Genomic DNA, 22,111 nt, shown 5'->3' with positions numbered 1-22,111 from the left:
AGGGGCGAGTCTCAATGGTCTGCTACGCGTGTTGGCGCCGTTGCCGCCGTAGGATGGCGCCATGCGTACCATCTCCCCCCAGTTGCGCGGCCGTCTGTTCGCCGCCGCCGCCGCGGTCTCCCTGGTGGCCTCGGTGGCTTCCTGCGGCATCGGCGCCCGGACCGAAAGCACTGCCTCAGGCTCCCCGTCGGCCGCGGGGAACACTGCCGCTTCGTCCGCGGCACAGAGTCCGGGTGCGGCGCCGGCCCCGTCGCCGTCGAGCACCCCGAGCCCTTCACCGACGCCGACGCCGGGCAAGGGGCCCGACTGCGCCGCCGTCCGCTGCGCCTCGGTGGTGGTCACGGGGGACATGCTCGTCCATGCCCAGCTCTGGGAGCAGGCCCGCGCCGATGCCCTGGCCGCCGGCGCCAAGGGCCTGGACTTCGCGCCGCTGCTTGAGGGCCAGCGCAAGTACGTCGAGAGCGGCGACCTCGCCATCTGCCACCTGGAGACACCGGTCGCCGGACCGGCCGGGCCCTTCTCCGCGTACCCATCGTTCAACGTCCCGCCGCAGATCCTCCCGGCCGTCCAGCAGGTCGGCTACCAGGCGTGCACTACCGCGAGCAACCACACCGTCGACCGCGGCACTGCCGGGCTGGTCCGCACCCTGGATGCCCTCGACGCCGCCGGACTGCAGCACACGGGTTCTTACCGGAGCGCAGCCGACGCCGAGGGCATCCTGATCCTGCAGACCGCCGCGGCGAAAATCGCTGTGATCAGTGCGGCCTACGGGCTGAACGGACAGCTCCCGGAGGCGGCCTGGCAGGTGGACATGCTCGACCCCGAGGTCATGATCGCCAAGGCGAAGAAGGCCCGGGACCTGGGCGCCGACATCGTGCTGGGTGTTATGCACGCCGGCGAAGAATATTCGAGCGTGCCCAACGCCGAGCAGAAGAGCGTCGCCCATGCCCTCGCGGACAGCGGCCAGTTCACCATGATCTATGGGCACCACTCGCACTCGGTGCTGCCGATCGAGCGGTACAAGGGCACCTGGATTGCCTACGGGCTGGGCAACACCATCACCGAACTCTCGCCGAACTATGTGGTGAACAACGAGGGCCTGCTGCTCCGGGCCCAGTTCAGCGAGGATGCCGCCGGCACCTGGACCGCCTCCGACCTGGCCTGGGCGCCGTCGGTCATTGTCCGCGGCCCCTACCGCTGGTGCTCGGTTGCCTCCGACGCCCCGCAGGGTTCCTGCGCCGGTGCCGCGGCGGACGCGGCCACACGCCAGCGCACCCAGACCGCGGTCGAGTCGATGGGGGCAGCCGCCGCGGGCGCCCACGAACTGCTCATCACCAAGGAACCGTAGCCCTTGGGCGTAATCCCAGGGTCCGCGGGCGGTCCTGACTTTTTGTCCGGGGCAGCCGCGGTTTCTTTTTGGGCATGGCGGGTTGCCGGCCCGGGCTCAGTACGGCGAGGGCGTGGCGAAAATGTCGGAGTGGCCGATCGTGGCGCGACCCGGCTCCCGGCGGGCGGCCAGCCAGTCGGCGGCTTCCTCCGGTGCAACGTCCCCGGTCTCCGATGCGGCGGCGGCGATGCCGGTGGCGAGTTCGCGCTGGAGACCCGAGTCTTCCGGTCCGAGCAGCCAGGGTGAGGCTGCGGTGTGCACGGCATAACCGCGCGCCGCGAGCAGCCCGGCCAGCACAGCCGGGGCCAGCGGACCGGTGGCCGGACCGAAGCCCTTATCCCATTGCTGATGGCTGTTGAACGCGCGGAGCACACGCCCGTCCTGCGGGTGGATCGGCTGCCATTCCTGCTGGCCGTCGTAGATCAGGACGGTATAGAGCGGCAACCCGGCCGCGCTGAGGGCGGCCGTGAAGAGCTCCAACCACGGCTCCGACACCAGATCGAAAAGGGCGGCGGCCGTGACAAGATCCGGAGCCGGCGTCAACACCTGCGTGAGCTCGAGTGTGAGGTCAGCCTGGGCGAAGCTGACGTCGATGCGTTTGTGGTCCTTGCGCAGCCGAAGGAGGGCGCCGTCGGACCGGCTGTCGTCAGCCCAATCGGCCAGGCGTGCCCTGGCCCAAGTCAACAGCTGTGGGTCGTAGTCCACCAGCCGCCAGGACTGGTGGTCCGGCAGGAACTGCGCGGTGCCCCGCAGGTTGGACCCGGAACCGCAGCCCAGATCCACCACGCTGACGTGCGCGCGCGCCGCGAAGTGGGCAGCCAGCTGCTGTTCCGGACCCGAAGCCCGAGCCCGGTGGTCGGCCGTTTCGCGCAGGTCCAGCCACTCCGGGCTGAAGCCGCTCATGCCGCGTGCTCCGGAAGCGACCGGGTCAGGGCCCGCACGACGTCAGCGACCCGATCGGCAGTAGCAGTCCAGGGCGGCAGACTACGTCCGGCGGCCCAGGAGAGCTCCCCGAGGGCGGCCAGGCGCTGCGGAGAGGTCAAGAGTGAACGGACGGCGTAGCCGAGGGCGAGCGCGTCGCCCGGCGGGACCTTGATAGCCGCGCCGTCCGGCACCGTCTCGGCAGCGGCCCCGCCGGTGGTGCAGATGATCGGCAGGCCGTGGGACATGGCCTCCGCCAATGCCATGCCGTAGCCCTCATAGAGGGAGGGCATGACGAAGAGGTCGCTGGAGTGAAAGGCAGTTTCAAGCTCATCTGTCGTCAGGACACCGGCAAAAGTGACCCTGCCGGCAAGGCCGTGGGCCTCGACGAGTCTGGCCACGCGGGCGTGCTCGCCGGGCACCCGGTCAGTCTCACCGGCGATGGTAACGTGCCAGTGCCGATCAGTCAGATGCGAAAGTGCCAAGGCAAGGACGCCATAGGCTTTGCGCGGCGAGACCGACCCCACACAGAGCAGTTCCACCCCGCGCGCGCCGTCGGAGCCTCCTGCGCGGCAGGCTGGAGGTGTCCCTGGAACGGCGATCGTGATCTTCCCGGCCGGGACGCCGTAGTCGCGAGTCAGGGTCCGGGCCGTCAGTGCGCTAGTCGCAATCACATGCGCAGCGCGTGCCAGGGAGTGGCGCTCGGTTCTCGCGAGCATCCGGCGTCCGTCCTCCGCCAGACCGGATTCCAGTGCCAGTGGATGGTGAACAAGGGCCACGACTGGATGGCCGGTCCCATGGTCCAACGTCTCAAGCAGCGTGTCCGGGAACGCCCCGAACGCGAGCCCGTCCACCATGACCGTGATCCGGTCCCGAAGTGATGCGAGCCGGCGCCTGGTTTGTTCAACGTCAGTTGCCGCGGGCGAGGGCCACGAGCCTGGGAGCTGGAGGTGTTGTACCCGGATGCCGGAGCCCGGCAGGTTGGCCAGGAGGCTGCGGTCATAGGCGTATCCGCCGGTGGGCGCTGAAAGGTCGCCCGGGATGGCGAAAACCAGTTCGGGATCTGGATCCGTAACCATGGCTTCCTCCATTCGATCACCGGTTGAGCGACGGACCTCACGGTGCCGCCAGCGAGACCCATGATACCCGGATACCTCTCACGGCGTCCTGGCCTCCGCGTCCAGCCCGCAGCTGCCTCGAACGCCGGAGTTCTGAAGACGCCGATGTGCGCAGAAGGTCAACGGTCGCCCACGCACGACGCTCGGCCGGGATACCCCGGCCGAGCGTCTGTGTGTTTTGCTACTGACCACCCAATCAACAGGTGTTGCAGCGACCTTTAGAAACCGCCGATTCGCTCCCTGACCTGGTTCATACGGCTAGGGGGTGCCGGCGAGGTAGTAGCCGGCGACGTCGGCGATCAGGTGCGTGGTGCCGGAGGAGCGGTTGAAGAGGGAGACTTTCCTGTCGGTGCCTACCGGGGAAGTGACGGAGTTGGGCACGGTCTGGCCCTTGGAGAAGTTTTGGTTCGAGGTGTTGGGCGTGGTGTTCCCGGAGGCGTAGGCGGTGATGAACCCGAAGGACTGCGGCTCGGTCACCGTCATGTTGAAGACGGCCGCTGACACCCTGGCAGGGATTCCGGCGGCTCCGCCAACCAGGAAGGATGCCGAGGAGTCCGCACCGACAGGGGCGGTGCTGCGGGTGTCCAACATCCGGGACGGGTTCAGCGGGACGAACGTTCCCGCGGCGACCGGGGTGCCGGCGAGGTAGTAGCCGGCGACGTCGGCGATCAGGTGCGTCGTACCGGAGGAACGGTTGAAGAGCGTGACTTTTCCGTCGGCGCCTACCGGGACGGTGACGGAGTTAGGAACGGTCTGGCCCTTGGAGAAGTTTTGGTTCGAGGTGTTGGGCTTGGTTGCCCCGGAGGCGTAGGCGGTGATGAGCCCGAAGGACTGCGGCTCAGTCACGGTCAGGTTGAAGACGACCGCGGACACCGAGGCCGGGATTCCGGGGGCACCGCCGACCTGGAAGGATACCGAGGAGTCAGCACCGACAGCATTGGTTTTGCGGGTGTCCAGGAGCCGGGCCGGGTCCAGCGGGGCGAACGCTCCCGCGGCGACCGGGGTGCCGGCGAGGTAGTAGCCGGCGACGTCGGCGATCAGGTGCGTCGTGTCGGAGGAACGGTTGAAGAGGTTGACTTTTCCATCGGCCCCCACCGGGACTGTGACGGAGTTCGCCGCCGTCTGGCCCTTGGAGAAGTTTTGGTTCGAGGCGTTGGGCCGGTTGGTTCCGGAGGCGTAGGCGGTGATGAACCCGAAGGACTTCGGCTCGACGACGGTCAGGTTGAAGACGACCGCTGAGACGTTCGCCGGGATTCCGGAGACACCGCCGACCTGGAACGATACCGATGAGTCCGCACCGACAGCGTTGGTCCTTCGGGTGTCCAGGACCCTGGACGGGCTCACGGACACGAAAGCTCCGGGGTCGGTCGGAGCTGGCGAAGTACCAAGTTGCCTGTCGGAGAACCAGTAGCGCTTAGCGACGTGGTCACTTGCCAACACCACAATGCCTGTGGTTGTGTCCACCGGCTGTTTGCTGGTGGTCACGTTGTTCATGTTGGGGGAGGCCCCGTCCTGAATGATGGGGGTGCCGCGGCCGGGCTCGAAGACGGGATTGTCCATGGAAGCGGTTTTCTCGTAGATGCTGCCTGCCACGCCCCTGAAGGCGCAGCCACTGGTGGATGTGGCCGGCGCGGTTTGGAACACGTGCACGAGGTCGTTTTCGGAGTCAAGTACAACCTGCGTGCGGGTCACGCAGTCGCCGGTGGTGGAGATTGTCGACTGTGTGAACGCCCCGGTGCCCGGTTTGAAGACCAGCAACAGCGTCTGGGGAAGCGTCGGATCGGCGGACGTGTCGTCGAGGCCGGTCTTCACTGCCGCGAAGACCCGCCCGGTGGCGTCGGACTGCAGCGACTTGAGGTTCATGTGATCATCGGCCAATCCCTTACCTTTGACCGCCGACTGTTCCTTCCACGAAGACGAAGCCGCCGGGTCCGTTCCATCCGTCCGCGTCGCCCACCAGACAGTCCCGGTGAGTTCGTCGCTCCACATCACCCCGATCTTGTTGCCGCCGTAAGCGACGATGGACGAAATGTCATCCGGTGCCGGGTTGGGGTTGGACACGGGGAGGACGAAAGGAGCCGCCCAACTAGTGCCGTCGGGTTCGGAGTTGTTCGCGTAGACCGCGTTGGTGAACCCGGAGGCGGAACTGCCGCTGACCTGTGTCCAAGTGGCCCAGAGGACGCCGGTGCTGTCCTTGGCGATGGTCATGGACTCGCTGCTGGTGTCGGAGATAACCGTGGGGAAACCGCTATCCAGGGTGTAGTTGCCATTGGCGTAGCTGTACCGGTACAGGTTTGCGGGTTGCCCGGAAACGGAGGGCACCGGGGTTGCCTCACTGGTCGTGACGACGTGGGAGGCTATGAACAGATGACTGCCGTCCCAGAGCGTGTCCGCCAGGGTGCTGCGGCGGCTGTCAATGAGCACCCCGGTGTCAACCCACTTGTCGACGCTCCGGTCCAGCCGGTAGATGTGCCAGCCGCTGCCGGACGTCCACATGTCCGCCCACCAGGAACCGTCGTTCCACCAGAGCTTGCTCTGGGGCTTGTCCGCCGTCGGAGGGTTGTCCACCCCGAAATATTTAATACTCGGAGAACCGTAACTGCTCTCGGCCACCGCGCTGCTGGAAACAGCAAGGATGTTTCCCGCAACGATGGTGGCGAGCACCAATGCTTGAGCCAGCCAACTGACGACACGCTTCATTTTCATCACAACACTCCCGGGCCTGATCGGACTAACAGTGGGAGCCGCGCCCACGGAGGAGAAGGACGCGGCAGTACTACTATCCGGTCGTGGTCTCTGGCCCCAGCTTCCATAGCCCTCGACACCGGCCGGTCCGCCGAGCCTAGGGTCGGGCCGGAGAGGCTGTCACGAGTAGCGGCTACCTGTCTTGGCGGCTCTTCACCACTCGCGCCCTACGCGCCGGGGAAGCGTCCAGACCCCGCAACGTGTTGCTGGGCGCTGAGGCGCTGGGCCGAAATGATCGCGCACTGACCGCCGGCTCAGCGCGGGCGGCGGGCGGCGTGCTCGCGGGCGAGGACGGCGTAGGAGTCGTCCGGGGTGCCGGGGGAGAAGCTGCCGTATTTGCGTTCGACGGCGGTCCGGATGAGGAAGTCCGCCAGCGCCGGGTTCTTCGGCAGCAGGGAGCCGTGGAGGTAGCTCGCCACGATGTTCCGGTAGCGGGCGCCTTCCTGCCCGTCGGTGCTGTTGTTCCCGGTGCCCTTGGCCGTGGCGCCCAGCGGTGACACGCCCGGACCCAGCGTGGTCTGGCCGCTGTGGTTCTCGTACCCCAGGACGGTGCCGAACTCGGGGGAAGACACTGACACGTTGCCGATCAGCCGCTGGTCGGTACCGAGGGTCTCCACGTCCAGGACGCCGATCCCCGGGATCACGGACCCCGTCCGGGTCTTGAAGAACTTTCCGAACAGCTGGTAGAGCCCGCAGATCACCAGCATCGGGGTGCCGTCCTTGGCCAGCTCCTTCAGGACTGTCTCGCGTGAGAGCAGGTCGTCCTGGATGACGAGCTGGCCGCTGTCCTGCCCGCCGCCGCCGACGATCAGGTCAATGTCCGACGGGAATTCGTCCCCGACGTTGTACTCGAGCAGCTCCGGGGTGTATCCGTGCCAGCGCAGCCGCTGGGCCAGCACCAGGGCGTTGCCCCAGTCGCCGTAAATGTTCATGTCCCGCGGGTACAGCTGCAGGACCCGGATGGTGCCCTTGCTGGGAACCGGGGATTCCTCGGGCGGCAGTTCGTGCCCGAACGAGAACCTGGATCCGCTGGCCGGGCTTGATTCGGTGGCGGGGGGCTGGGGGGTCATGAGACCACCTCCACTGTGGTGATTTTGGCCAGCTCGCGGCGGATTGCCAGCATCGCTGTATAGGTGCAGAAGACCCGCTTCGGTTTGTCCCTGGCGCCGCTGATGAAGGCCGCCAGTGCGGGCACTATCTCGGTGTTCACCGCGCCGATCGCGACGTCGTCGTACTGCAGGCGAAGCGCCATGTCATAGGCGCGGGAGCCGCTCACCTGGTCCACACCGCCCTCCCGGAGGGTGTCGAATTCGACGTCCCAGAGCCAGGACATGTCCCGGCCGTCGGCATAGTTGTCGTTGATCGCGATCATCGTGGCGTACCCCGCGGCCGGGAAGGACTTCAGCCCGAGCCGGAAGCCGCTGGGGTTCTTGACGAGGACCAGGTCCAGCGGCAGTCCGTCGACGACGAGGCTCTCACCGCGCCCGAACGCCGGCGCCACCTGGGACAGCGCCTTAAGCAGGCCCTCGTTGTCCGCGGCGGCCGTTTCTCCATGGACTGAGTCACCCACCGCAATGGCCCGGGCAAGGGTCAGCGCGGCCGCGGCGTTGAAGATGTTGTAAACGCCGCGGAGCTTCATCGCGGTGGTGGCCGTGACGCCGTCGTACTCAAAATCCGCGTCCGCCGCACCCACCCGGCGAAGCACGACGTCGGCGTGCGGCTTCGCGGGGGCCGGCGGCACCGGGCTGCCGGGGGCGGCGCGCATCTCATCGTCGTTCGGGAAGGTGCTCAGCAGCGAATCATCGAGGCCGAAGTAGAGGACCTCGGGACCGCCGGCGGTGCCCGTGGTGTGCATGCCTGTTGTTGCCGTGCCCGATGTGACGGTGCCCGTGGTGTGCGCGGCCGCGGGGAGCGCTTCCGCGATTCGCGCGACCCGCGGGTCCTCCCGGTTCAGCACGACCGTGCCGGTGGTCTTGGAGGCGATGTGCTGCAGCAGCTGCGCCGTCTTGTCGATCTCGCCGAAGCGGTCCAGCTGGTCCCGCAGGACGTTGAGCAGCAGGCAGTAACGCGGCGGCACCTGGTTGACGAAGTGCACCGCATGGGCCTCGTCCAGTTCCAGCACCGCGACGTCCGCCTGCAGCCGTCCCCGCCAGTCCACCTCGCCCAGCAGCGCAGCGGCCACCCCGCGGGTGAAGTTGCTGCCCGTGCGGTTGGTGAAGACCTTCAGGCCCTGGCTCTCCAGCAGTTCCACCACCATCTTCGTGGTGGTCGTCTTGCCGTTCGTGCCGCTGACGACGGCGACGCCGTGCGGCAGCGTGGACAGGGTCCTGCGCATGAAGCCGGGGTCGATTTTCTCGACCACAAGCCCGGGAAGGGCAGAGCCTCCGCCCCTAAGCCGGGAGACCCGGCGGACGAGCTTGCCGAGCGGAACGCTGAAGTAAAACATGCTTTGTAATATATCCCAGCGGCAGCATAGAAGCCCGCCGGGAGGCGGCAGGCGACGTGTCCGGGACACTATGCTGGTCCGATGACCAACCCCATTTCTGCGCCCGCTTCCCTGGGGGGAACAGGGCTGCGGATTGGCGTCCTTGCACTTCAGGGCGACTTCCGCGAACACCTGCAGGCGGTCGAATCGGCCGGCGCCGCGGGCGTCGGCGTGCGCCGGCCGTCCGAACTCGATGGACTCGACGGCCTCATCATTCCCGGCGGCGAATCGACCACGATCGACAAGCTTTCCCGCGCCTTCGGGCTCCGCGACCCGCTGCGCCAACGCATCCGGGACGGGCTGCCGGTCTACGGCTCGTGCGCCGGGATGATCCTCCTCGCGGAGGAGATCGCCGACCCCGCCAGGGACCTCGCCGGCAGCCCCCAGCAGACCTTCGGCGGGCTGGACATCACGGTGCGCCGGAACGCCTTCGGCCGGCAGCGCGAATCCTTCGAGACGGACCTCGACTTCAAGGGCCTCGACTTCAGCGCCACCGCCGCCGGCGTCGCCCCGGTCCACGCGGTCTTCATCCGCGGGCCCTGGGTGGAGCGCGTCGGCGCCGGCGTGGAGGTGCTCGCGACCGTGGAGCCTTCCAAGGCCTCCCACCCGGAGGCGCTGGCCGGGACGGCTAGAATTGTTGCAGTGCGTGCCGGCAAGCTGCTGGCCACCTCCTTCCACCCGGAAGTGACGGGGGAGAAGCGTGTGCACGAACTGTTTATTCGAATGATCAGAGGAGAAGCGTAAAGCATGTCAGGCCACTCCAAATGGGCGACGACCAAGCACAAAAAGGCCATCCTCGACAGCCGCCGGGCCAAGTCGTTCGCCAAGCTGATCAAGAACATCGAAGTTGCCGCACGCATGGGCGGCCCGGACCTCGCCGGCAACCCGGGTCTGGAACTTGCGGTCACCAAGGCCAAGAAAACCTCGGTCCCGGCTGACAACATCGACCGCGCCATCAAGCGCGGCGCCGGCCTCACCGGCGAGGTCGTGGACTACACCGAGATCATGTACGAATGCCGCGGACCGCAGGGCTCCGCGCTGCTGATCGAATGCCTCACTGACAACAAAAACCGTGCTGCCTCCGAGGTCCGGCTCGCCATCTCCCGCAACGGCGGCACCATCGCCGACCCCGGTTCGGTCAGCTACCTCTTCTCCCGCAAGGGCGTAGTCTCGCTGCCGAAGAACGGACTGACCGAGGACGACGTCCTGATGGCCGTCCTCGACGCCGGCGCCGAGGAAGTCAAGGACAACGGCGACAGCTTCGAGATCCACTCCGAGCCCACCGACCTCCAGGCCATCCGCGATGCCCTCAAGGAAGCCGGGATGGAGTACGACACCGACGAGGCAGAGTTTGTCCCGTCCATGCAGGTCCCGCTGGATCTCGACGCCGCCAAGAAGTTCCTGAAGCTCGTCGACGCCCTTGAGGAACTCGACGACGTCCAGAACGTCTACAGCAACGCCGACCTCAGCGACGAAGTGCAGGCCGCACTGGAAGCCGAGTGACCCTCCGCGTCCTCGGCGTCGATCCGGGCCTCACCCGCTGCGGGATCGGCGTCGTGGACGTCGAAAAGAACCGCCGCGCCACCATGGTGGCCTTCGGCGTCGTCGGAACCTCCCCGGAGGAAAGCCTTGACCAGCGCCTGCTGGTCATTGCCACCTCCATCGACGAGTGGCTCGACCGGTACGAACCGCACGTCCTCGCCGTCGAACGCGTCTTCTCCCAGCTGAACGTCAGCACCGTGATGGGGGTAGCCCAGGCCTCCGGCGTGGTGATCGCCGCCGCCGCGCGCCGCGGCATCCCGGTGGCCCTGCACACCCCGTCCGAGGTCAAGGCCGCGGTCACCGGCAGCGGCACCTCCAACAAGGATGCGGTCACCAAACTGGTGACCAAGATCCTCCGGCTCGACGCCCCGCCCCGGCCGGCCGACGCCGCCGACGCCCTCGCGCTGGCCATCACCCACGCCTGGCGGGCCGGGAGCGGTATTTCCAACACGGGCGCAGCCGCGACGGGACCGGGCAGCCTCTCACTGACCCCGGCCCAGCGGGCCTGGGCGGACGCGGAGGCCAAAGCGCGCCGTGCACGCTGAATGTCCGACTGACCGGTCGCAGCACTTGATAGGGTATTCGTAGATATGTTCGGATAGCCGGGTGTTCCCGGTTCTCTATTTCAGCTGAATTTTCAGGAGCCCGGCTTTGATCAGTTTTCTCCGCGGAACCGTAGCGCACGTCGGCCTGTCCTCCGCCGTGATCGACCTCAACGGCGCCGGCATGAGCGTCAACGCCACCCCGCAGACCCTCAGCAGGCTCCGCACCGGCGAGGAGGGGAAGCTCTTCACCTCCCTGATCGTCCGCGAGGATTCCCTCACCCTGTTCGGCTTCGGCAGCGACGACGAACGCGAAGTCTTCGACATCCTGCTCAGCGTCAGCGGCGTCGGGCCCCGGCTGGCGCTGGCGGTCCTGGCCGTGCATGAGCCCGAGGCGATCCGCGTCGCCGCGCACTCCGGCGACGGGAAGGCATTCACCAAGGTGCCCGGCATCGGCCCCAAGGTCGCCGGCCGGATCGTGCTGGAGCTGGCCGGTAAGCTCGTGCCGCTCGGTACCGCTGCCGGTGCCCCGGCTCCGGCGGCCTCCTCCGAAGCGGTCTGGAAGCCGCAGGTCGTCGCCGCGATGACGAGCCTGGGCTGGTCCGAGAAGGACGCCACGTCGAGCATTGACAAATCCCTGGCTGATTCGCCCGAACTGGCCGAGAAGGGCAACGTGGCCGAGATCCTGCGGGCCACCCTCCGCTGGCTGGGCCAGGACGGCGCCCGCGCCGGGAACAGGGTAGGCGCCCGTGGCTGAGCCGTCGGTTGTCGCCGGGGGAGAGGAGCCGGAGGAGCGGGTCATCGAAGCCGCCCTCAGGCCCAAGAACCTGCACGACTTCGTCGGCCAGCACCGGGTCCGCCGGCAGCTCTCCCTCGTCCTTGAGGCCTCGCGCATGCGCGGCCGCAGCGCCGACCATGTCCTGCTCTCGGGACCTCCCGGGCTGGGCAAAACCACGCTGTCCATGATCATCGCGGCCGAGATGAACGCCCCGCTGCGGATCAGCAGCGGTCCTGCCATCCAGCACGCCGGCGATCTGGCCGCCATCCTGTCCTCGCTTTCCGAAGGTGAAGTGCTCTTCCTCGACGAGATCCACCGGATGTCCCGGCCGGCCGAGGAAATGCTCTACATGGCAATGGAAGATTTCCGGGTCGACATCGTCGTCGGCAAGGGTGCCGGGGCCACTGCCATCCCGCTGGAACTGCCGCCCTTCACCCTGGTGGGCGCCACCACCCGCGCCGGCCTGCTGCCCGGACCGCTCCGGGACCGCTTCGGCTTCACCGGCCATCTCGAGTTCTACTCCGTGGCCGAACTCGAACTCGTCCTCCGGCGCTCCGCCGGGCTCCTGGACCTCAAGGTTAACTCCGCCGGCTTCAGCGAAATCGCCGGCCGCTCCCGCGGCACGCCCCGCATCGCCAACAGGCTCCTGCGCCGGGTCCGCGACTGGGCGCTGGTCCACGGCATCGAGCAGATCGATGCCCGTGCCGCCTCCGCGGCCCTGGACATGTATGAGGTCGACAAACGCGGACTGGACCGGCTCGACCGTGCCGTCCTGGAGGCGCTCATCACCAAATTCGGCGGAGGTCCAGTGGGCCTGTCCACCTTGGCCATCGCAGTGGGCGAAGAGACCGAAACGGTGGAAACCGTCGCCGAGCCGTACCTCGTCCGCGAGGGTCTGCTGGGACGGACCCCGCGGGGGCGCATCGCGCTCGCCCCGGCGTGGACGCACCTCGGCTTCGCGGTGCCGCCCGGAATCTTCGCCCAGAACCCGCTCGAGCTCTTTCCGGCCGAGGACGACAGCCCCGGGCTCCAGGGCGGACAGGGCCAGGACGCCGATCCGGAATGGATCCGTAATAGTCAATAGCACCGCCTCGTAACCTTTTCCCTTTAGACTGGAAAGACGCTCGGCACGTTCGGGTCTTTGTTTCTGCGCGCGCGGCCAGCACCTGGCCGCCGTCGGCTCGGCGAGACACCCAGCCAGCCCGGAGCGAAGCGGACGTTGCTGGAAAACCAGCTACGCAAGTACAGAACGGAACAATCCCTGTGTTCGGACTTATTTCTGCCCAGACCCAGCCGCAGGCCGGCGGCGGCATCGACATCATGACCATCCTGTTGTTCGCCATGCTCGGCGTCTTCGTCTTCATGATGTTCCGCCGCAACAAGAAGACCCAGCAGCAGCAGGCGCAGCTCCAGTCGAAGTTCGCCCCGGGCGTCGAGGTCATGACCAGCTTCGGCCTGTACGGCCGCATCGTCGAGATCGACGATGAAGAGAACAAGGTCCTGCTGGAACTCTCCCCGGGCAACACCGCCACGGTCCACCGCCAGGCCGTCACCAAGATCGTCGAGCCGGTAGTCGCCGCCGGGGAGCCCACGGTCGTTCCGGACGACGCCTCCTCGCTGACCATCGACAAGGCCGAGAGCGCCGCCCCCGTCAACGATGCCCCGCGCAACGAGACGCCGGAAGAAACCCAGCGCCGCCTCAACGACGAAGGCAGGAAAGACAGCTAGTCTGCCTGTTTGAGCTATCCCGCGAAGTAACGGCTGCGGGCCACCGCCGGAGCGGCCCGACCGGGCCGCCTGGCGGTTACCTCCGTAAATAAAAGAAAGATCGACAATGGCACGAACTGGCCCCAAAAACACAGCCCTCAGGGTGCTGGTCTGGCTCGGTGTTATCCTCGCCGTCCTGACCGCCATCCTGGCAGGCGGCACCATGGCCGGCCAGGCGAGCTGGGCTCCCAAGCTCGCCCTGGACCTTGAAGGCGGCACCCAGATGATCCTGGCGCCCAAGGTTGAGGGCGGTTCGGACATCACCGAAGACCAACTCAACCAGGCCGTGGCGATCATCCGCCAGCGCGTGGACGGCTCGGGCGTCGCGGAAGCTGAAATCAGCACGCAGTCCGGACGCAACGTCGTCGTCAGCCTGCCGGGCACACCGTCCAAGGAAACCCGCGCGCTGATCCAGGCGTCCGCCGACATGAACTTCCGGCCCGTCCTGCAGGCAGGTCCGGGCGCAGCCGTCCCCGCGGAGTCACTGACCCCGGACGACAAGCTGCCCAAGCCCACCGCCGAGCCCGCCAACGGCAGCGACGTGAACTGGATCACCCCAGAAATTTACAAGAAGTTCGAGACGCTCGACTGTGACAACCCGGCACAGGACAAGCAGGAGCGCTCCGACCCGGCCAAGCCGCTGGTCACCTGCGAACCGGCCTCCGCCAACTCGCCGGCGATCAAGTACATCCTGGGCCCGGTCGAGGTCAAGGGCGCCGACATCGCAGGTTCCTCCTTCCAGCTGCAGCGCGGTGCCCAGGGAGCCGTGACCAACGAGTGGGCTGTCAACATCCAGTTCAACGAAGAAGGCACCGCCAAGTTCAAGGAAGTCACCGACCGGCTGTACCAGTTCTACACCGCCGGCGGCGGCCAGAGCGGCTCGGATCCGAAGTCCCAGTTCGCGATCGTCCTCGACGACCAGGTCATCTCCGCTCCGCGGTCCCTCGCCGTCATTACCGACGGCCGCCCGCAGATCACCGGCGGCTTCACCGAGGAGTCCGCGAAGGCCCTCTCCGACCAGCTCCGCTTCGGCGCACTGCCGATCAGCTTCGAGATCCAGAGCGAACAACAGATTTCGGCAACCCTCGGTGGCGAGCAGCTCCGGATGGGTATGCTCGCCGGCCTGATCGGCCTGCTGCTGGTGGTGGTCTACTCGCTGATCCAGTACCGGGCACTGGGCCTGGTCACCGTCGCCTCGCTGGTGATGGCCGGCGCTCTGACGTACCTGGCCATCGGGATCCTGGGCTGGACCGAGAACTACCGGCTGTCCCTTGCCGGCGTCGCAGGCATCATCGTGGCCATCGGGCAGACCGCGGACTCATTCATCGTCTACTTTGAACGCATCCGCGATGAGCTCCGGGAGGGCCGCGGCCTCGTCTCCGCGGTCGAGAACGGCTGGAAGCGTGCCAAGCGCACCGTCCTGGCGTCCAAGGCCGTCAACCTGCTGGCCGCCCTGGTGCTGTACTTCGTGGCAGTGGGCAACGTCCGCGGCTTCGCGTTCACGCTCGGGCTGACAGCCATCGCCGACCTCATCGTGGTCTTTATGTTCACCCACCCGACGCTGCAGCTGCTGGCCCGCACCAAGTTCTTCGGTGAAGGACACCCGCTCTCCGGACTGGACCCGAAGAGCCTCGGCGCCGTTCCCCTGTACCGGGGCGCGGGCCGGTTCCGCACTCCCGCGGACAAGCCGGCTGCTGTTGCCGCGCTCCGCGCCAAGAACACCGGCGCCAAGGCCGAGGCCGAACGCCGGATGACCATTGCAGAACGACGCCTCGCGGAACGACAGGAACAGCTTGCTGGCTCCTCCAAGAGCGCGTCCAAGGAGGGCAACTAAATGGCCACCAGCTTCGCCAATTTCGGTAATGAGCTCTACACGGGCAAACGCTCGTACGACTTCGTGGAATCCAAGAAGATCTGGTTCCTGATCGCGGCCGTCCTCGTGGCGCTGTCGATCCTCCTGCCGGTCGTCAAGGGGGGCTTCAACCTCGGCATCGAATTCCGCGGCGGCTCCGAATTCACCGTCTCCAACGTAAAGACCACCGACGCTGCCGTCGGCGAGAAGGCTGTTGAGGACGTTGTCCCCGGCGCCGTCCCGCGGGTGGCGAACGTCGCCGGCAACACGATGCGGATCCAGACCGACAAGCTCACCGAAGATGAGACGCTCCAGATCAAGGCGGGCCTCACCTCGGCCTACGGCGTGACGGACAACGAGGTGACCTCGACCTTTATCGGCCCCACCTGGGGTGCTGACGTCACCAAGCAGGCCCTGCTGGGCCTGGCGATCTTCGTGGGGCTCGCCGCCGTGCTGATGGCGCTGTACTTCCGGACCTGGAAAATGTCGCTCTCAGCGATCGTGGGCATGCTCGTGACGATGTTCGTCACCGCCGGGGTCTACGCCCTCAGCGACTTTGAAGTCACGCCGTCTGCCATCATCGGTTTCCTGACGGTGCTGAGCTACTCGCTGTACGACACAGTGGTGGTCTTCGACAAGATCCGTGAGAACACCGCGGACCTCCAGGCCTCCACCCGGCGGACGTTTGGCGAGGAAGTCAACCTGGCCGTCAACCAGACCCTGGTCCGGTCGATCAACACCATGATGGTGGCAATCCTCCCGGTCGGCGCCATTCTGTTCATCGGTGCCGGACTGCTGGGCGCCGGGACGCTGCGGGATCTCTCGCTGGCCCTCTTCGTCGGGATCCTGGTCGGCACGGCGGCCACAATTTTCATCGCCGCGCCGCTTTACGCCTGGCTGCGCCGGGGCGAACCGGAGCTGGTCAAACAGGCCGAGCGTGTGCACAATCGCCGCGCCCATGCTGCCGCCACTGCCGGCTCCCCGGCGGAGCCGGCCACGGCATAGCCGCCACGGTCCCGCCGGACAGGTCACCACCGGGGTCTTCCCCGTGGTCCCCAACGGGCCGGAGAACGTCATTCGTGACGCTCTCCGGCCCGTCGGCGTACTGCCGCCGGTTATCGAAGTATCCTGCTGCGGGAATACACTGGAAGAATTAACGGGTTCGGAGAGGTGCTCCATTGGAAGAACGTTCGACGCCGGTGCCATCAGCGCCGACGGATAAGGCTCCAGGCCAGGGTTCCCAGACTGGTGTGGTGGCTCCCGGACGCGCCGATCCGCTGGTCCCGGTGGACAGCTCGGGGGCGCGCCCCACCTTCCCCGGCCGGCGCGAGCGCACCCGCTCCCGCCTCGCCCGCCTGACCGGGCGCGGCGCCCCCGCATATTCGCCCATCCTCGAGCCACTGCTGCGCGCGGTGCGGGCCAACAACCCGAAAGAGGACTTCGACCTCATCCAGCGCGCCTTCGTCGTGGCCGAAAGCTGCCACCGGGGCCAGAAGCGCAAGAGCGGCGATCCCTACATCACGCATCCCGTCGCGGTCGCCACCATCCTGGCCGAGCTCGGGCTCAGCGGAACCACGCTGGCAGCGGCGCTCCTGCACGATACCGTCGAGGACACCTCATACACCCTGGAGGACCTGAAGGCCGAGTTCGGGCCGGAGGTCGCCATGCTGGTGGACGGTGTCACCAAGCTGGACAAGGTCAGCTTCGGGGAGGCCGCGCAGTCCGAGACCGTGCGCAAGATGGTCGTGGCCATGGCCAAGGACATCCGTGTCCTGATGATCAAGCTGGCTGACCGGCTGCACAACGCCCGGACCTGGCGCTTCGTCTCAGCCGAGTCCTCGGCACGCAAGGCCCGGGAGACCCTGGAAATCTTCGCCCCGCTGGCGCACCGGCTCGGCATGAACACGATCAAGTGGGAACTGGAAGACCTCTCCTTTGCGGCCCTCTACCCGAAGGTCTACGAGGAAATCGTGCGTATGGTGGGGGACCGGACCCCCGAACGGGAAAAGAACCTCTCCGTCATCCGGAACCAGATCACCGAGGACCTGCGCGAGGCCAAGATCAAGGCCACCATCACGGGCCGGCCGAAGCACTACTACTCGATCTACCAGAAGATGATCGTCCGGGACAAGGACTTCGACGACATCAACGACCTGATGGGCGTCCGGGTCCTGGTCGACTCCGTCCGGGACTGTTACGCGGCCCTGGGCGCCATGCACTCGCGCTGGAACCCCCTCCCCGGGCGGTTCAAGGACTACATCGCGATGCCCAAATTCAACATGTACCAGTCGCTGCACACCACGGTGATCGGCCCCGGCGGCAAGCCCGTGGAAATCCAGATCCGCACCCACGAGATGCACCGCCGCGCCGAATACGGAGTCGCTGCGCACTGGAAGTACAAGGACCAGCCGAACCGGGCGGCGGCGGGACCCGGAAGCCCGCGTGACGGCGACATGGGCTGGCTCCGCTCGCTGGTGGACTGGCAGCAGGAAACCTCCGACCCCGGCGAATTCCTGGACTCCCTGCGCTTTGAAATCAACGCCCGGGAAGTCTTCGTCTTCACCCCCAAGGGCGAGGTCATGGCACTGCCCGCCGGCTCCACACCCGTGGACTTCGCCTACGCAGTCCACACCGAGGTGGGACACCGGACCATCGGCGCCCGCGTCAACGGCAAGCTCGTCCCGCTCAACAGCGAACTCAACCACGGCGACTGGGTGGAAATATTCACCTCCAAGGCTGAAGGCGCGGGTCCCAGCCAGGACTGGCAGCACTTCGTCAAAAGCGCCCGGGCCCGCAACAAGATCAGGCAGTGGTTCAGCAAGGAACGCCGCGAAGAGTCGATCGACCGCGGCAAGGAACTGCTGACCAAGGCGATGCGCAAGCAGAACCTCCCGTTGCAGCGACTGATGACGCACGACGCCCTCGCCGCCGTCGCGGAGGACTTCAAATACGTCGACATCTCCGGGCTCTACGCCGGGGTGGGCGACGGGCACACCTCCGCCCAGTCCGTCATGGAACGCCTGGTGGAGAGCCTCAGCGGCAACGACACCCCCGAGGACGACCTCACCGAGATTTCCATTCCCACCCAGGTCACCAAGACCCGGTACTCCGATTCGGGCGTTGTGGTGCGCGGCGTGGACGACGTGTGGGTCAAACTCGCCCGGTGCTGCACCCCGGTGCCGCCGGACCCGATCCTGGGCTTCGTCACCCGCGGCTCCGGCGTCTCCGTGCACAGGACGGACTGCACGAACGTCAGCGGACTGCTCGAGCAACCCGACCGGATCGTGGAGGTCGAGTGGGCCCCCACGCAGTCAAGCGTCTTCCTGGTCGAAATCCAGGTTGAAGCCCTCGACCGCAAGTCGCTGCTCTCGGATGTGACCAGGATCCTGTCGGAAAACCACGTCAACATCCTGGCGGCCAGCGTGCACACGTCCACGGACCGGGTGGCCATCTCGAAGTTCGCCTTCGAGATGGGCGACCCGAAGTACCTGACCCACGTGTTGAGCGCCGTACGCCGCATCGACGGCGTGTTCGACGTCTACCGGACCACTGGCAACCGCCGGCGCAGCTAAGGGGCGGTCGAACGGGCCGGGTGTCCGGCGCTACGGGGCCGGGCCGGCCCGGAGCTGTTCGAGCTTTGCCAGGGCCGCCTTCCTGTAAGGCATGCGGGGGGTGGACTCAATGGCGTGCACGAGCAGCCGCAGCCTCAGGCCCAGCTCGGGCTTGCCCAGGAGCGCCCGCAGGGCCGGCACCGCCCGCCCGGGGTCCACATGCAGGGCGATGTCCACCGAGGTCCGCAGCGGGCTGGAGACCATCAGCCCGCCCAGGCTCACGACGTCGAACGGGCCCAGGCGCACCTCATGGAAGGTGCAGCCCCGGGTGGACCGCAGGCTGGAAATCCGCCGGCTGGCGTCCACCAGCATGGCGAGCCGGTCCGGTTCAGCGGCGCAGCCATAGATCCAGGCCGCCGTCATCCTCCCAGCGACGACCCGCTGGCGGATGGCCGGACTGACGAGAACGGACGCCGCACGGGCCCGGAGCTGCGTGGTGGGCCGGGTGCCCGGCGCAAGGTAGGCGCGCTGGTACAGCTGCGTCAGCAAGCCGTCGGCCGCCATCGCCTGGAGCTCGGGCCAGGAGAACAGTGCCCCTGGGGAGTACAGCTCAGACGGGGCTGGCTCGTGCGCGGCTGGCTGGTGCGGGACTGGCTGGTGCGGGACTGGCTGGTGCGGGGGCGGGCCGTGAAGAATGACCATTCAGCCATCGTGTCGGCTTCCCGGCACAGCAAACAGGCCCCGACCCGGTCATGTGGATAACCGGTGCGGGGCCTGCTTGGACCTGCTTCGAAAAGCCGGGCACTGTGGCTCCTGCTGCTAGGAGAGCTCGCTCGCGGACTTCTCGAGCTGTTCCAGCCAGGCCTCCCGGGCCTCGAGGGCTTCCTTGGCCGCCTTGATCTTGCGCTCGTCGCCGGCCTTCTCGGCCTTGGCGAGGTCGTCCCTGAGTCCTGCGATGGCCGACTCAAGCTGCGTCAGCGCGCTGTTGGTGCGGGCCTTCGTCTCGGGGTTGGAGCGCTTCCAGTTCTCGTCCTCGGCGTTGCGGACGGCGTCTTCGACCTTCCGCAGTCCGGCCTCGACGCGCGCCATGTCGGCGCGGGGAACCTTGCCGGCCTCTTCCCAGCGGTCCCGGATGGACTGGAGCGCCTTCTTCGTGGCGGCGAGGTCCTTGATGGGAAGCAGCTCATTGGCTTCCGCGAGCAGGGCTTCCTTGACCACCAGATTGGCGCCGTATTCCTGGTCGATCTCGTCATTGGCTGCCTGGCGGTTGGTGAAGAAGACGTCCTGCGCGGCCCGGAATCGGGCCCAGAGGGCGTCGTCGTCCTTGCGGCTGGCGCGCGGTGACGCCTTCCACTCATCCATCAGACGGCGGTATTCACCGGCCGCAAAGCCCCAGTCGGTGGAGGTCGAGAGGGCCTCGGCCTCGGTGATCAGCTTTTCCTTGGCGGCCTTGGCTGCCGAGTTGGTGCTGTCCAGCTGGGAGAAGTACGCGCGGCGGTGCCTGTCAAAGACGGTCCGGGCGGCACGGAAACGCTTCCAGAGCGCATCCTCGTTGCTGCGCCCGAGCCGGACGCCGCTCTTCTGTGCGGTCTTCCAGCTCTCGAACAGTTCGTTCATCCGGGCGCTGGAGGTCTTCCACTGGATCTGGGCCGGGTCGTGGCCCGCGATCTCTTCGGCCTCGGCCACAATCGCCTCGCGCGCGGCCAGTTCGGCGGCACGGACGGCGTCATGTTCGGCCTTCTCGGTCTTTTCGAGCTCCGAGATCTGCGTCGCCAGGGTGTCGAGCCGGGCTTCTGCGGAGCGAAGGTCGCCCACCATGTTGCGTTCGGCGAGCTGCTCCCGGAGGTGGGTGACGGTCTTCTGCATGTCCGTGGCGGGGGCCTTGGAGCTCACTCGCTGTTCCAGCAGGACAATCTGCGCCACGACGTCGTCGTACTTCCGGGCGAAATAGCCCAGGGCCTCGTCAGCGCTGACACCGGGGTACTGGCCAACGGGATGTTCCTCGCCGTCGACGGTCAGGAACACGTGGCCGTCGCCCTCGACGCGGCCCCAGCGTGCGGCTTCGGCCAGCGAGGCGGCAGAGGACACAGCGACCGGTGCTGCCGCCGGAGCTGCCGGGGAGGCCTTGGACTTCGGCCGGGCGGCGAAGGCGGCCGGTGACGGCGCCGGACGCGCGACGGCCGCTGCAGCGGCGGGTGCCTCGGGAGCCGCAGGGGCGGCTTCCGCAGCCGGAGCCTGGGGTCCAACGTCCCCGGCCGGGGCCGAAGCAGCCTCAGGTGCGGCCTCGGTCTCTGTTTTAGCGGCCGCCGCCCCGGGCGCGTTCGCCGTCTCCGGCTTCGTGCTGGTGGGAGTGTCTGTCGCCTGTGCTGCGCCCTCTTCTGGGCTGTGTTCTGCGCTCTGCTCTACGAACGCAGCCTCAGTTTCGGTCTCGTTGGCAGCTGCTGCTGACACTGTTTCGTCGGATTTCTGACTGTCTGTCACCGCTAGAAGTCTTTCGCTTGGAGGGAAATGCTGGGGCCGTGGCCGCAAGGGCAACGGCTGGTTACTTCAGAGAGAACGAGTCTATCGTGACTGGTTCCGCAGGGGCGCCGTCTGTGGCGTTATCACCCGGTTTTAGTCCGGCGGCCGCAATATTGGTCACCGCGTCCAGTCCCGAGGTCACCTTCCCCACCACGGTGTAACCGCCCGCGGCGTCCGCCGGGATGACGGTGTCCTTGTACACAATGAAGAACTGGGTGCCGTTGCCGTAGGCGTTCCCGCCGCTGCGGGCCACGGCGATGGTTCCGGCCGGGTAGGTATCGTCCGCCGGGGTGTTCTCCAACGGGCCCCAGGTGAAGCCCGGGTCGCTGCTGCCGTCGCCGGCCTTGGAGCCGCACTGCAGCACGCCGAACGTCTCGGCGGTGGTGAGGCGGTGGCAGCTGAGCCCGGCGTAAAAGTTCTGGTCCGCGAGGGACTTGAAGACGGCGGCCGCCTGGGGTGCGTTGGTGCCGTCCAGTTCGACGCCGAGCGTCCCGCTGTTGAGCTTGAGTTCGCCGGTGAAGGTCTGGCCGGCGGCCGTTTCAGGCTTCGGGATGTTGTCGGCGTTGCTGGGGGAGGGCGACGGCGTAGCCGGCGGGGTGGTCAGCCCTGCCTGGGCGGCGGCGTATTCGTCCTCGGTGGGATTGGAGGAGAAGACCGTCAGCTGCAGCACCATGGCAACGACGACCGCGGCCGTTCCGGCGGCAACGGCGAGGAAGTTGTCGCGCCTGCGGCGCTTGTCCTGCTCCTTGCGCAGCCCGCGCTTCGCCTCCATTTGCTGGACGCGCCGCTTGGCTTCGCGGGCGCTCCGTGAACTGGCCGCCAAAGGTCCTCCTGGGTGTAGGGCCGAATCGACGGCGGCGCGTGGGCGCCGTCGTGTGTTCAGCAGTAATGCTGCCGGCAGCC

The 22,111-nt window shown here is 67.3% G+C and carries 18 protein-coding genes; 10 read left to right on the top strand and 8 right to left on the bottom strand.

The window, feature by feature from the left end:
* Window positions 1-61: 61 nt before the first annotated feature.
* Window positions 62-1,348, top strand: coding sequence for a CapA family protein (locus tag QK291_RS15470; RefSeq protein WP_282383530.1), 1,287 nt, complete (start codon window positions 62-64; stop codon window positions 1,346-1,348).
* A gap of 96 nt (window positions 1,349-1,444) precedes the next feature.
* Here QK291_RS15470 and QK291_RS15465 read toward each other — a convergent pair whose 3' ends face one another.
* The 5 genes from QK291_RS15465 to QK291_RS15445 form a co-directional block, all read right to left on the bottom strand.
* A complete protein-coding gene (locus QK291_RS15465; protein WP_282383527.1) occupies window positions 1,445-2,290 on the bottom strand; it encodes a class I SAM-dependent methyltransferase in 846 nt (281 codons plus the stop codon).
* Window positions 2,287-3,387 carry a glycosyltransferase family 4 protein gene (locus QK291_RS15460; protein ID WP_282383524.1) on the bottom strand — a complete coding sequence of 367 codons (1,101 nt, stop codon included), beginning with the start codon at window positions 3,385-3,387 and terminating at the stop codon, window positions 2,287-2,289. Before QK291_RS15460 ends, QK291_RS15465 begins: the two co-directional genes overlap by 4 nt.
* A 297-nt stretch (window positions 3,388-3,684) precedes the next feature.
* Window positions 3,685-6,132: a hypothetical protein gene (locus QK291_RS15455; RefSeq protein WP_282383523.1), complete on the bottom strand. Its 2,448-nt coding sequence runs from the start codon at window positions 6,130-6,132 to the stop codon at window positions 3,685-3,687.
* A 293-nt stretch (window positions 6,133-6,425) separates the two neighbouring features.
* The gene (locus tag QK291_RS15450; protein WP_282383521.1) at window positions 6,426-7,241 is read right to left on the bottom strand and encodes a glutamine amidotransferase; all 816 of its coding nucleotides are present in this window, start codon (window positions 7,239-7,241) and stop codon (window positions 6,426-6,428) included.
* On the bottom strand, window positions 7,238-8,617 hold the full coding sequence (locus QK291_RS15445; protein ID WP_282383519.1) for a Mur ligase family protein: 1,380 nt from the start codon (window positions 8,615-8,617) through the stop codon (window positions 7,238-7,240). The genes QK291_RS15450 and QK291_RS15445 overlap by 4 nt, the downstream gene beginning before the upstream one ends.
* A gap of 81 nt (window positions 8,618-8,698) precedes the next feature.
* On the opposite strand from QK291_RS15445, the gene pdxT reads away from it, so the two are divergent.
* The 9 genes from pdxT to QK291_RS15400 all read left to right on the top strand — a co-directional run bounded on the left by pdxT (window position 8,699) and on the right by QK291_RS15400 (window position 18,709).
* Window positions 8,699-9,400 (top strand): pyridoxal 5'-phosphate synthase glutaminase subunit PdxT, encoded by a 702-nt coding sequence (gene pdxT, locus QK291_RS15440; RefSeq protein WP_282383517.1) that lies wholly within the window; start codon window positions 8,699-8,701, stop codon window positions 9,398-9,400.
* 3 nt (window positions 9,401-9,403) lie between these two features.
* Window positions 9,404-10,159 carry a YebC/PmpR family DNA-binding transcriptional regulator gene (locus QK291_RS15435; protein WP_282383514.1) on the top strand — a complete coding sequence of 252 codons (756 nt, stop codon included), beginning with the start codon at window positions 9,404-9,406 and terminating at the stop codon, window positions 10,157-10,159.
* Window positions 10,156-10,743, top strand: a complete 588-nt coding sequence (ruvC, locus tag QK291_RS15430; RefSeq protein ID WP_282383511.1) for a crossover junction endodeoxyribonuclease RuvC — start codon at window positions 10,156-10,158, stop codon at window positions 10,741-10,743. The genes QK291_RS15435 and ruvC overlap by 4 nt, the downstream gene beginning before the upstream one ends.
* 106 nt (window positions 10,744-10,849) lie before the next feature.
* The gene (gene ruvA, locus QK291_RS15425; protein WP_282383508.1) at window positions 10,850-11,497 is read left to right on the top strand and encodes a Holliday junction branch migration protein RuvA; all 648 of its coding nucleotides are present in this window, start codon (window positions 10,850-10,852) and stop codon (window positions 11,495-11,497) included.
* Window positions 11,490-12,602, top strand: coding sequence for a Holliday junction branch migration DNA helicase RuvB (gene ruvB / locus QK291_RS15420; RefSeq protein ID WP_282383505.1), 1,113 nt, complete (start codon window positions 11,490-11,492; stop codon window positions 12,600-12,602). The genes ruvA and ruvB overlap by 8 nt, the downstream gene beginning before the upstream one ends.
* 236 nt (window positions 12,603-12,838) lie before the next feature.
* A complete protein-coding gene (yajC, locus tag QK291_RS15415) occupies window positions 12,839-13,246 on the top strand; it encodes a preprotein translocase subunit YajC (RefSeq protein ID WP_282383583.1) in 408 nt (135 codons plus the stop codon).
* Between the two features lie 106 nt (window positions 13,247-13,352).
* The gene (gene secD, locus QK291_RS15410) at window positions 13,353-15,119 is read left to right on the top strand and encodes a protein translocase subunit SecD (protein WP_282383502.1); all 1,767 of its coding nucleotides are present in this window, start codon (window positions 13,353-13,355) and stop codon (window positions 15,117-15,119) included.
* Complete coding sequence (gene secF, locus QK291_RS15405) at window positions 15,120-16,142, top strand: protein translocase subunit SecF (protein ID WP_282383499.1); 1,023 nt, start codon at window positions 15,120-15,122, stop codon at window positions 16,140-16,142.
* A gap of 248 nt (window positions 16,143-16,390) precedes the next feature.
* Window positions 16,391-18,709, top strand: a complete 2,319-nt coding sequence (locus tag QK291_RS15400; RefSeq protein WP_282383496.1) for a bifunctional (p)ppGpp synthetase/guanosine-3',5'-bis(diphosphate) 3'-pyrophosphohydrolase — start codon at window positions 16,391-16,393, stop codon at window positions 18,707-18,709.
* A 30-nt stretch (window positions 18,710-18,739) separates the two neighbouring features.
* On the opposite strand, the gene QK291_RS15395 is transcribed toward QK291_RS15400, so the two are convergent.
* From QK291_RS15395 to QK291_RS15385, 3 genes are all read right to left on the bottom strand, one after another.
* A complete protein-coding gene (locus QK291_RS15395; RefSeq protein ID WP_282383493.1) occupies window positions 18,740-19,390 on the bottom strand; it encodes a hypothetical protein in 651 nt (216 codons plus the stop codon).
* Window positions 19,391-19,507: 117 nt separating this feature from the next.
* The gene (locus QK291_RS15390; RefSeq protein WP_282383488.1) at window positions 19,508-21,169 is read right to left on the bottom strand and encodes a DUF349 domain-containing protein; all 1,662 of its coding nucleotides are present in this window, start codon (window positions 21,167-21,169) and stop codon (window positions 19,508-19,510) included.
* A 61-nt stretch (window positions 21,170-21,230) separates the two neighbouring features.
* Window positions 21,231-22,031 (bottom strand): peptidylprolyl isomerase, encoded by an 801-nt coding sequence (locus tag QK291_RS15385; RefSeq protein WP_282383485.1) that lies wholly within the window; start codon window positions 22,029-22,031, stop codon window positions 21,231-21,233.
* Window positions 22,032-22,111: the final 80 nt, after the last annotated feature.

The organism is Arthrobacter sp. AL12, from assembly GCF_029960645.1.
Taxonomy (GTDB): domain Bacteria; phylum Actinomycetota; class Actinomycetes; order Actinomycetales; family Micrococcaceae; genus Arthrobacter.
The sequence above is the reverse complement of the archived record's forward strand: the minus strand, read 5'-3'. Positions and strand labels throughout refer to the sequence as shown.

Bases quoted from the DNA above. Each gene is read 5' to 3' on its own strand.
- QK291_RS15445 (WP_282383519.1), bottom strand. From the start codon at position 8,617: ATGTTTTACTTCAGCGTTCCGCTCGGCAAGCTCGTCCGCCGGGTCTCC.
- QK291_RS15435 (WP_282383514.1), top strand. From the start codon at position 9,404: ATGTCAGGCCACTCCAAATGGGCGACGACCAAGCACAAAAAGGCCATC.
- QK291_RS15455 (WP_282383523.1), bottom strand. From the start codon at position 6,132: ATGAAAATGAAGCGTGTCGTCAGTTGGCTGGCTCAAGCATTGGTGCTC.
- yajC (WP_282383583.1), top strand. From the start codon at position 12,839: ATGACCATCCTGTTGTTCGCCATGCTCGGCGTCTTCGTCTTCATGATG.
- secD (WP_282383502.1), top strand. From the start codon at position 13,353: ATGGCACGAACTGGCCCCAAAAACACAGCCCTCAGGGTGCTGGTCTGG.
- QK291_RS15395 (WP_282383493.1), bottom strand. From the start codon at position 19,390: ATGGTCATTCTTCACGGCCCGCCCCCGCACCAGCCAGTCCCGCACCAG.
- secF (WP_282383499.1), top strand. From the start codon at position 15,120: ATGGCCACCAGCTTCGCCAATTTCGGTAATGAGCTCTACACGGGCAAA.
- QK291_RS15470 (WP_282383530.1), top strand. From the start codon at position 62: ATGCGTACCATCTCCCCCCAGTTGCGCGGCCGTCTGTTCGCCGCCGCC.
- QK291_RS15460 (WP_282383524.1), bottom strand. From the start codon at position 3,387: ATGGTTACGGATCCAGATCCCGAACTGGTTTTCGCCATCCCGGGCGAC.
- QK291_RS15450 (WP_282383521.1), bottom strand. From the start codon at position 7,241: ATGACCCCCCAGCCCCCCGCCACCGAATCAAGCCCGGCCAGCGGATCC.
- QK291_RS15465 (WP_282383527.1), bottom strand. From the start codon at position 2,290: ATGAGCGGCTTCAGCCCGGAGTGGCTGGACCTGCGCGAAACGGCCGAC.
- pdxT (WP_282383517.1), top strand. From the start codon at position 8,699: ATGACCAACCCCATTTCTGCGCCCGCTTCCCTGGGGGGAACAGGGCTG.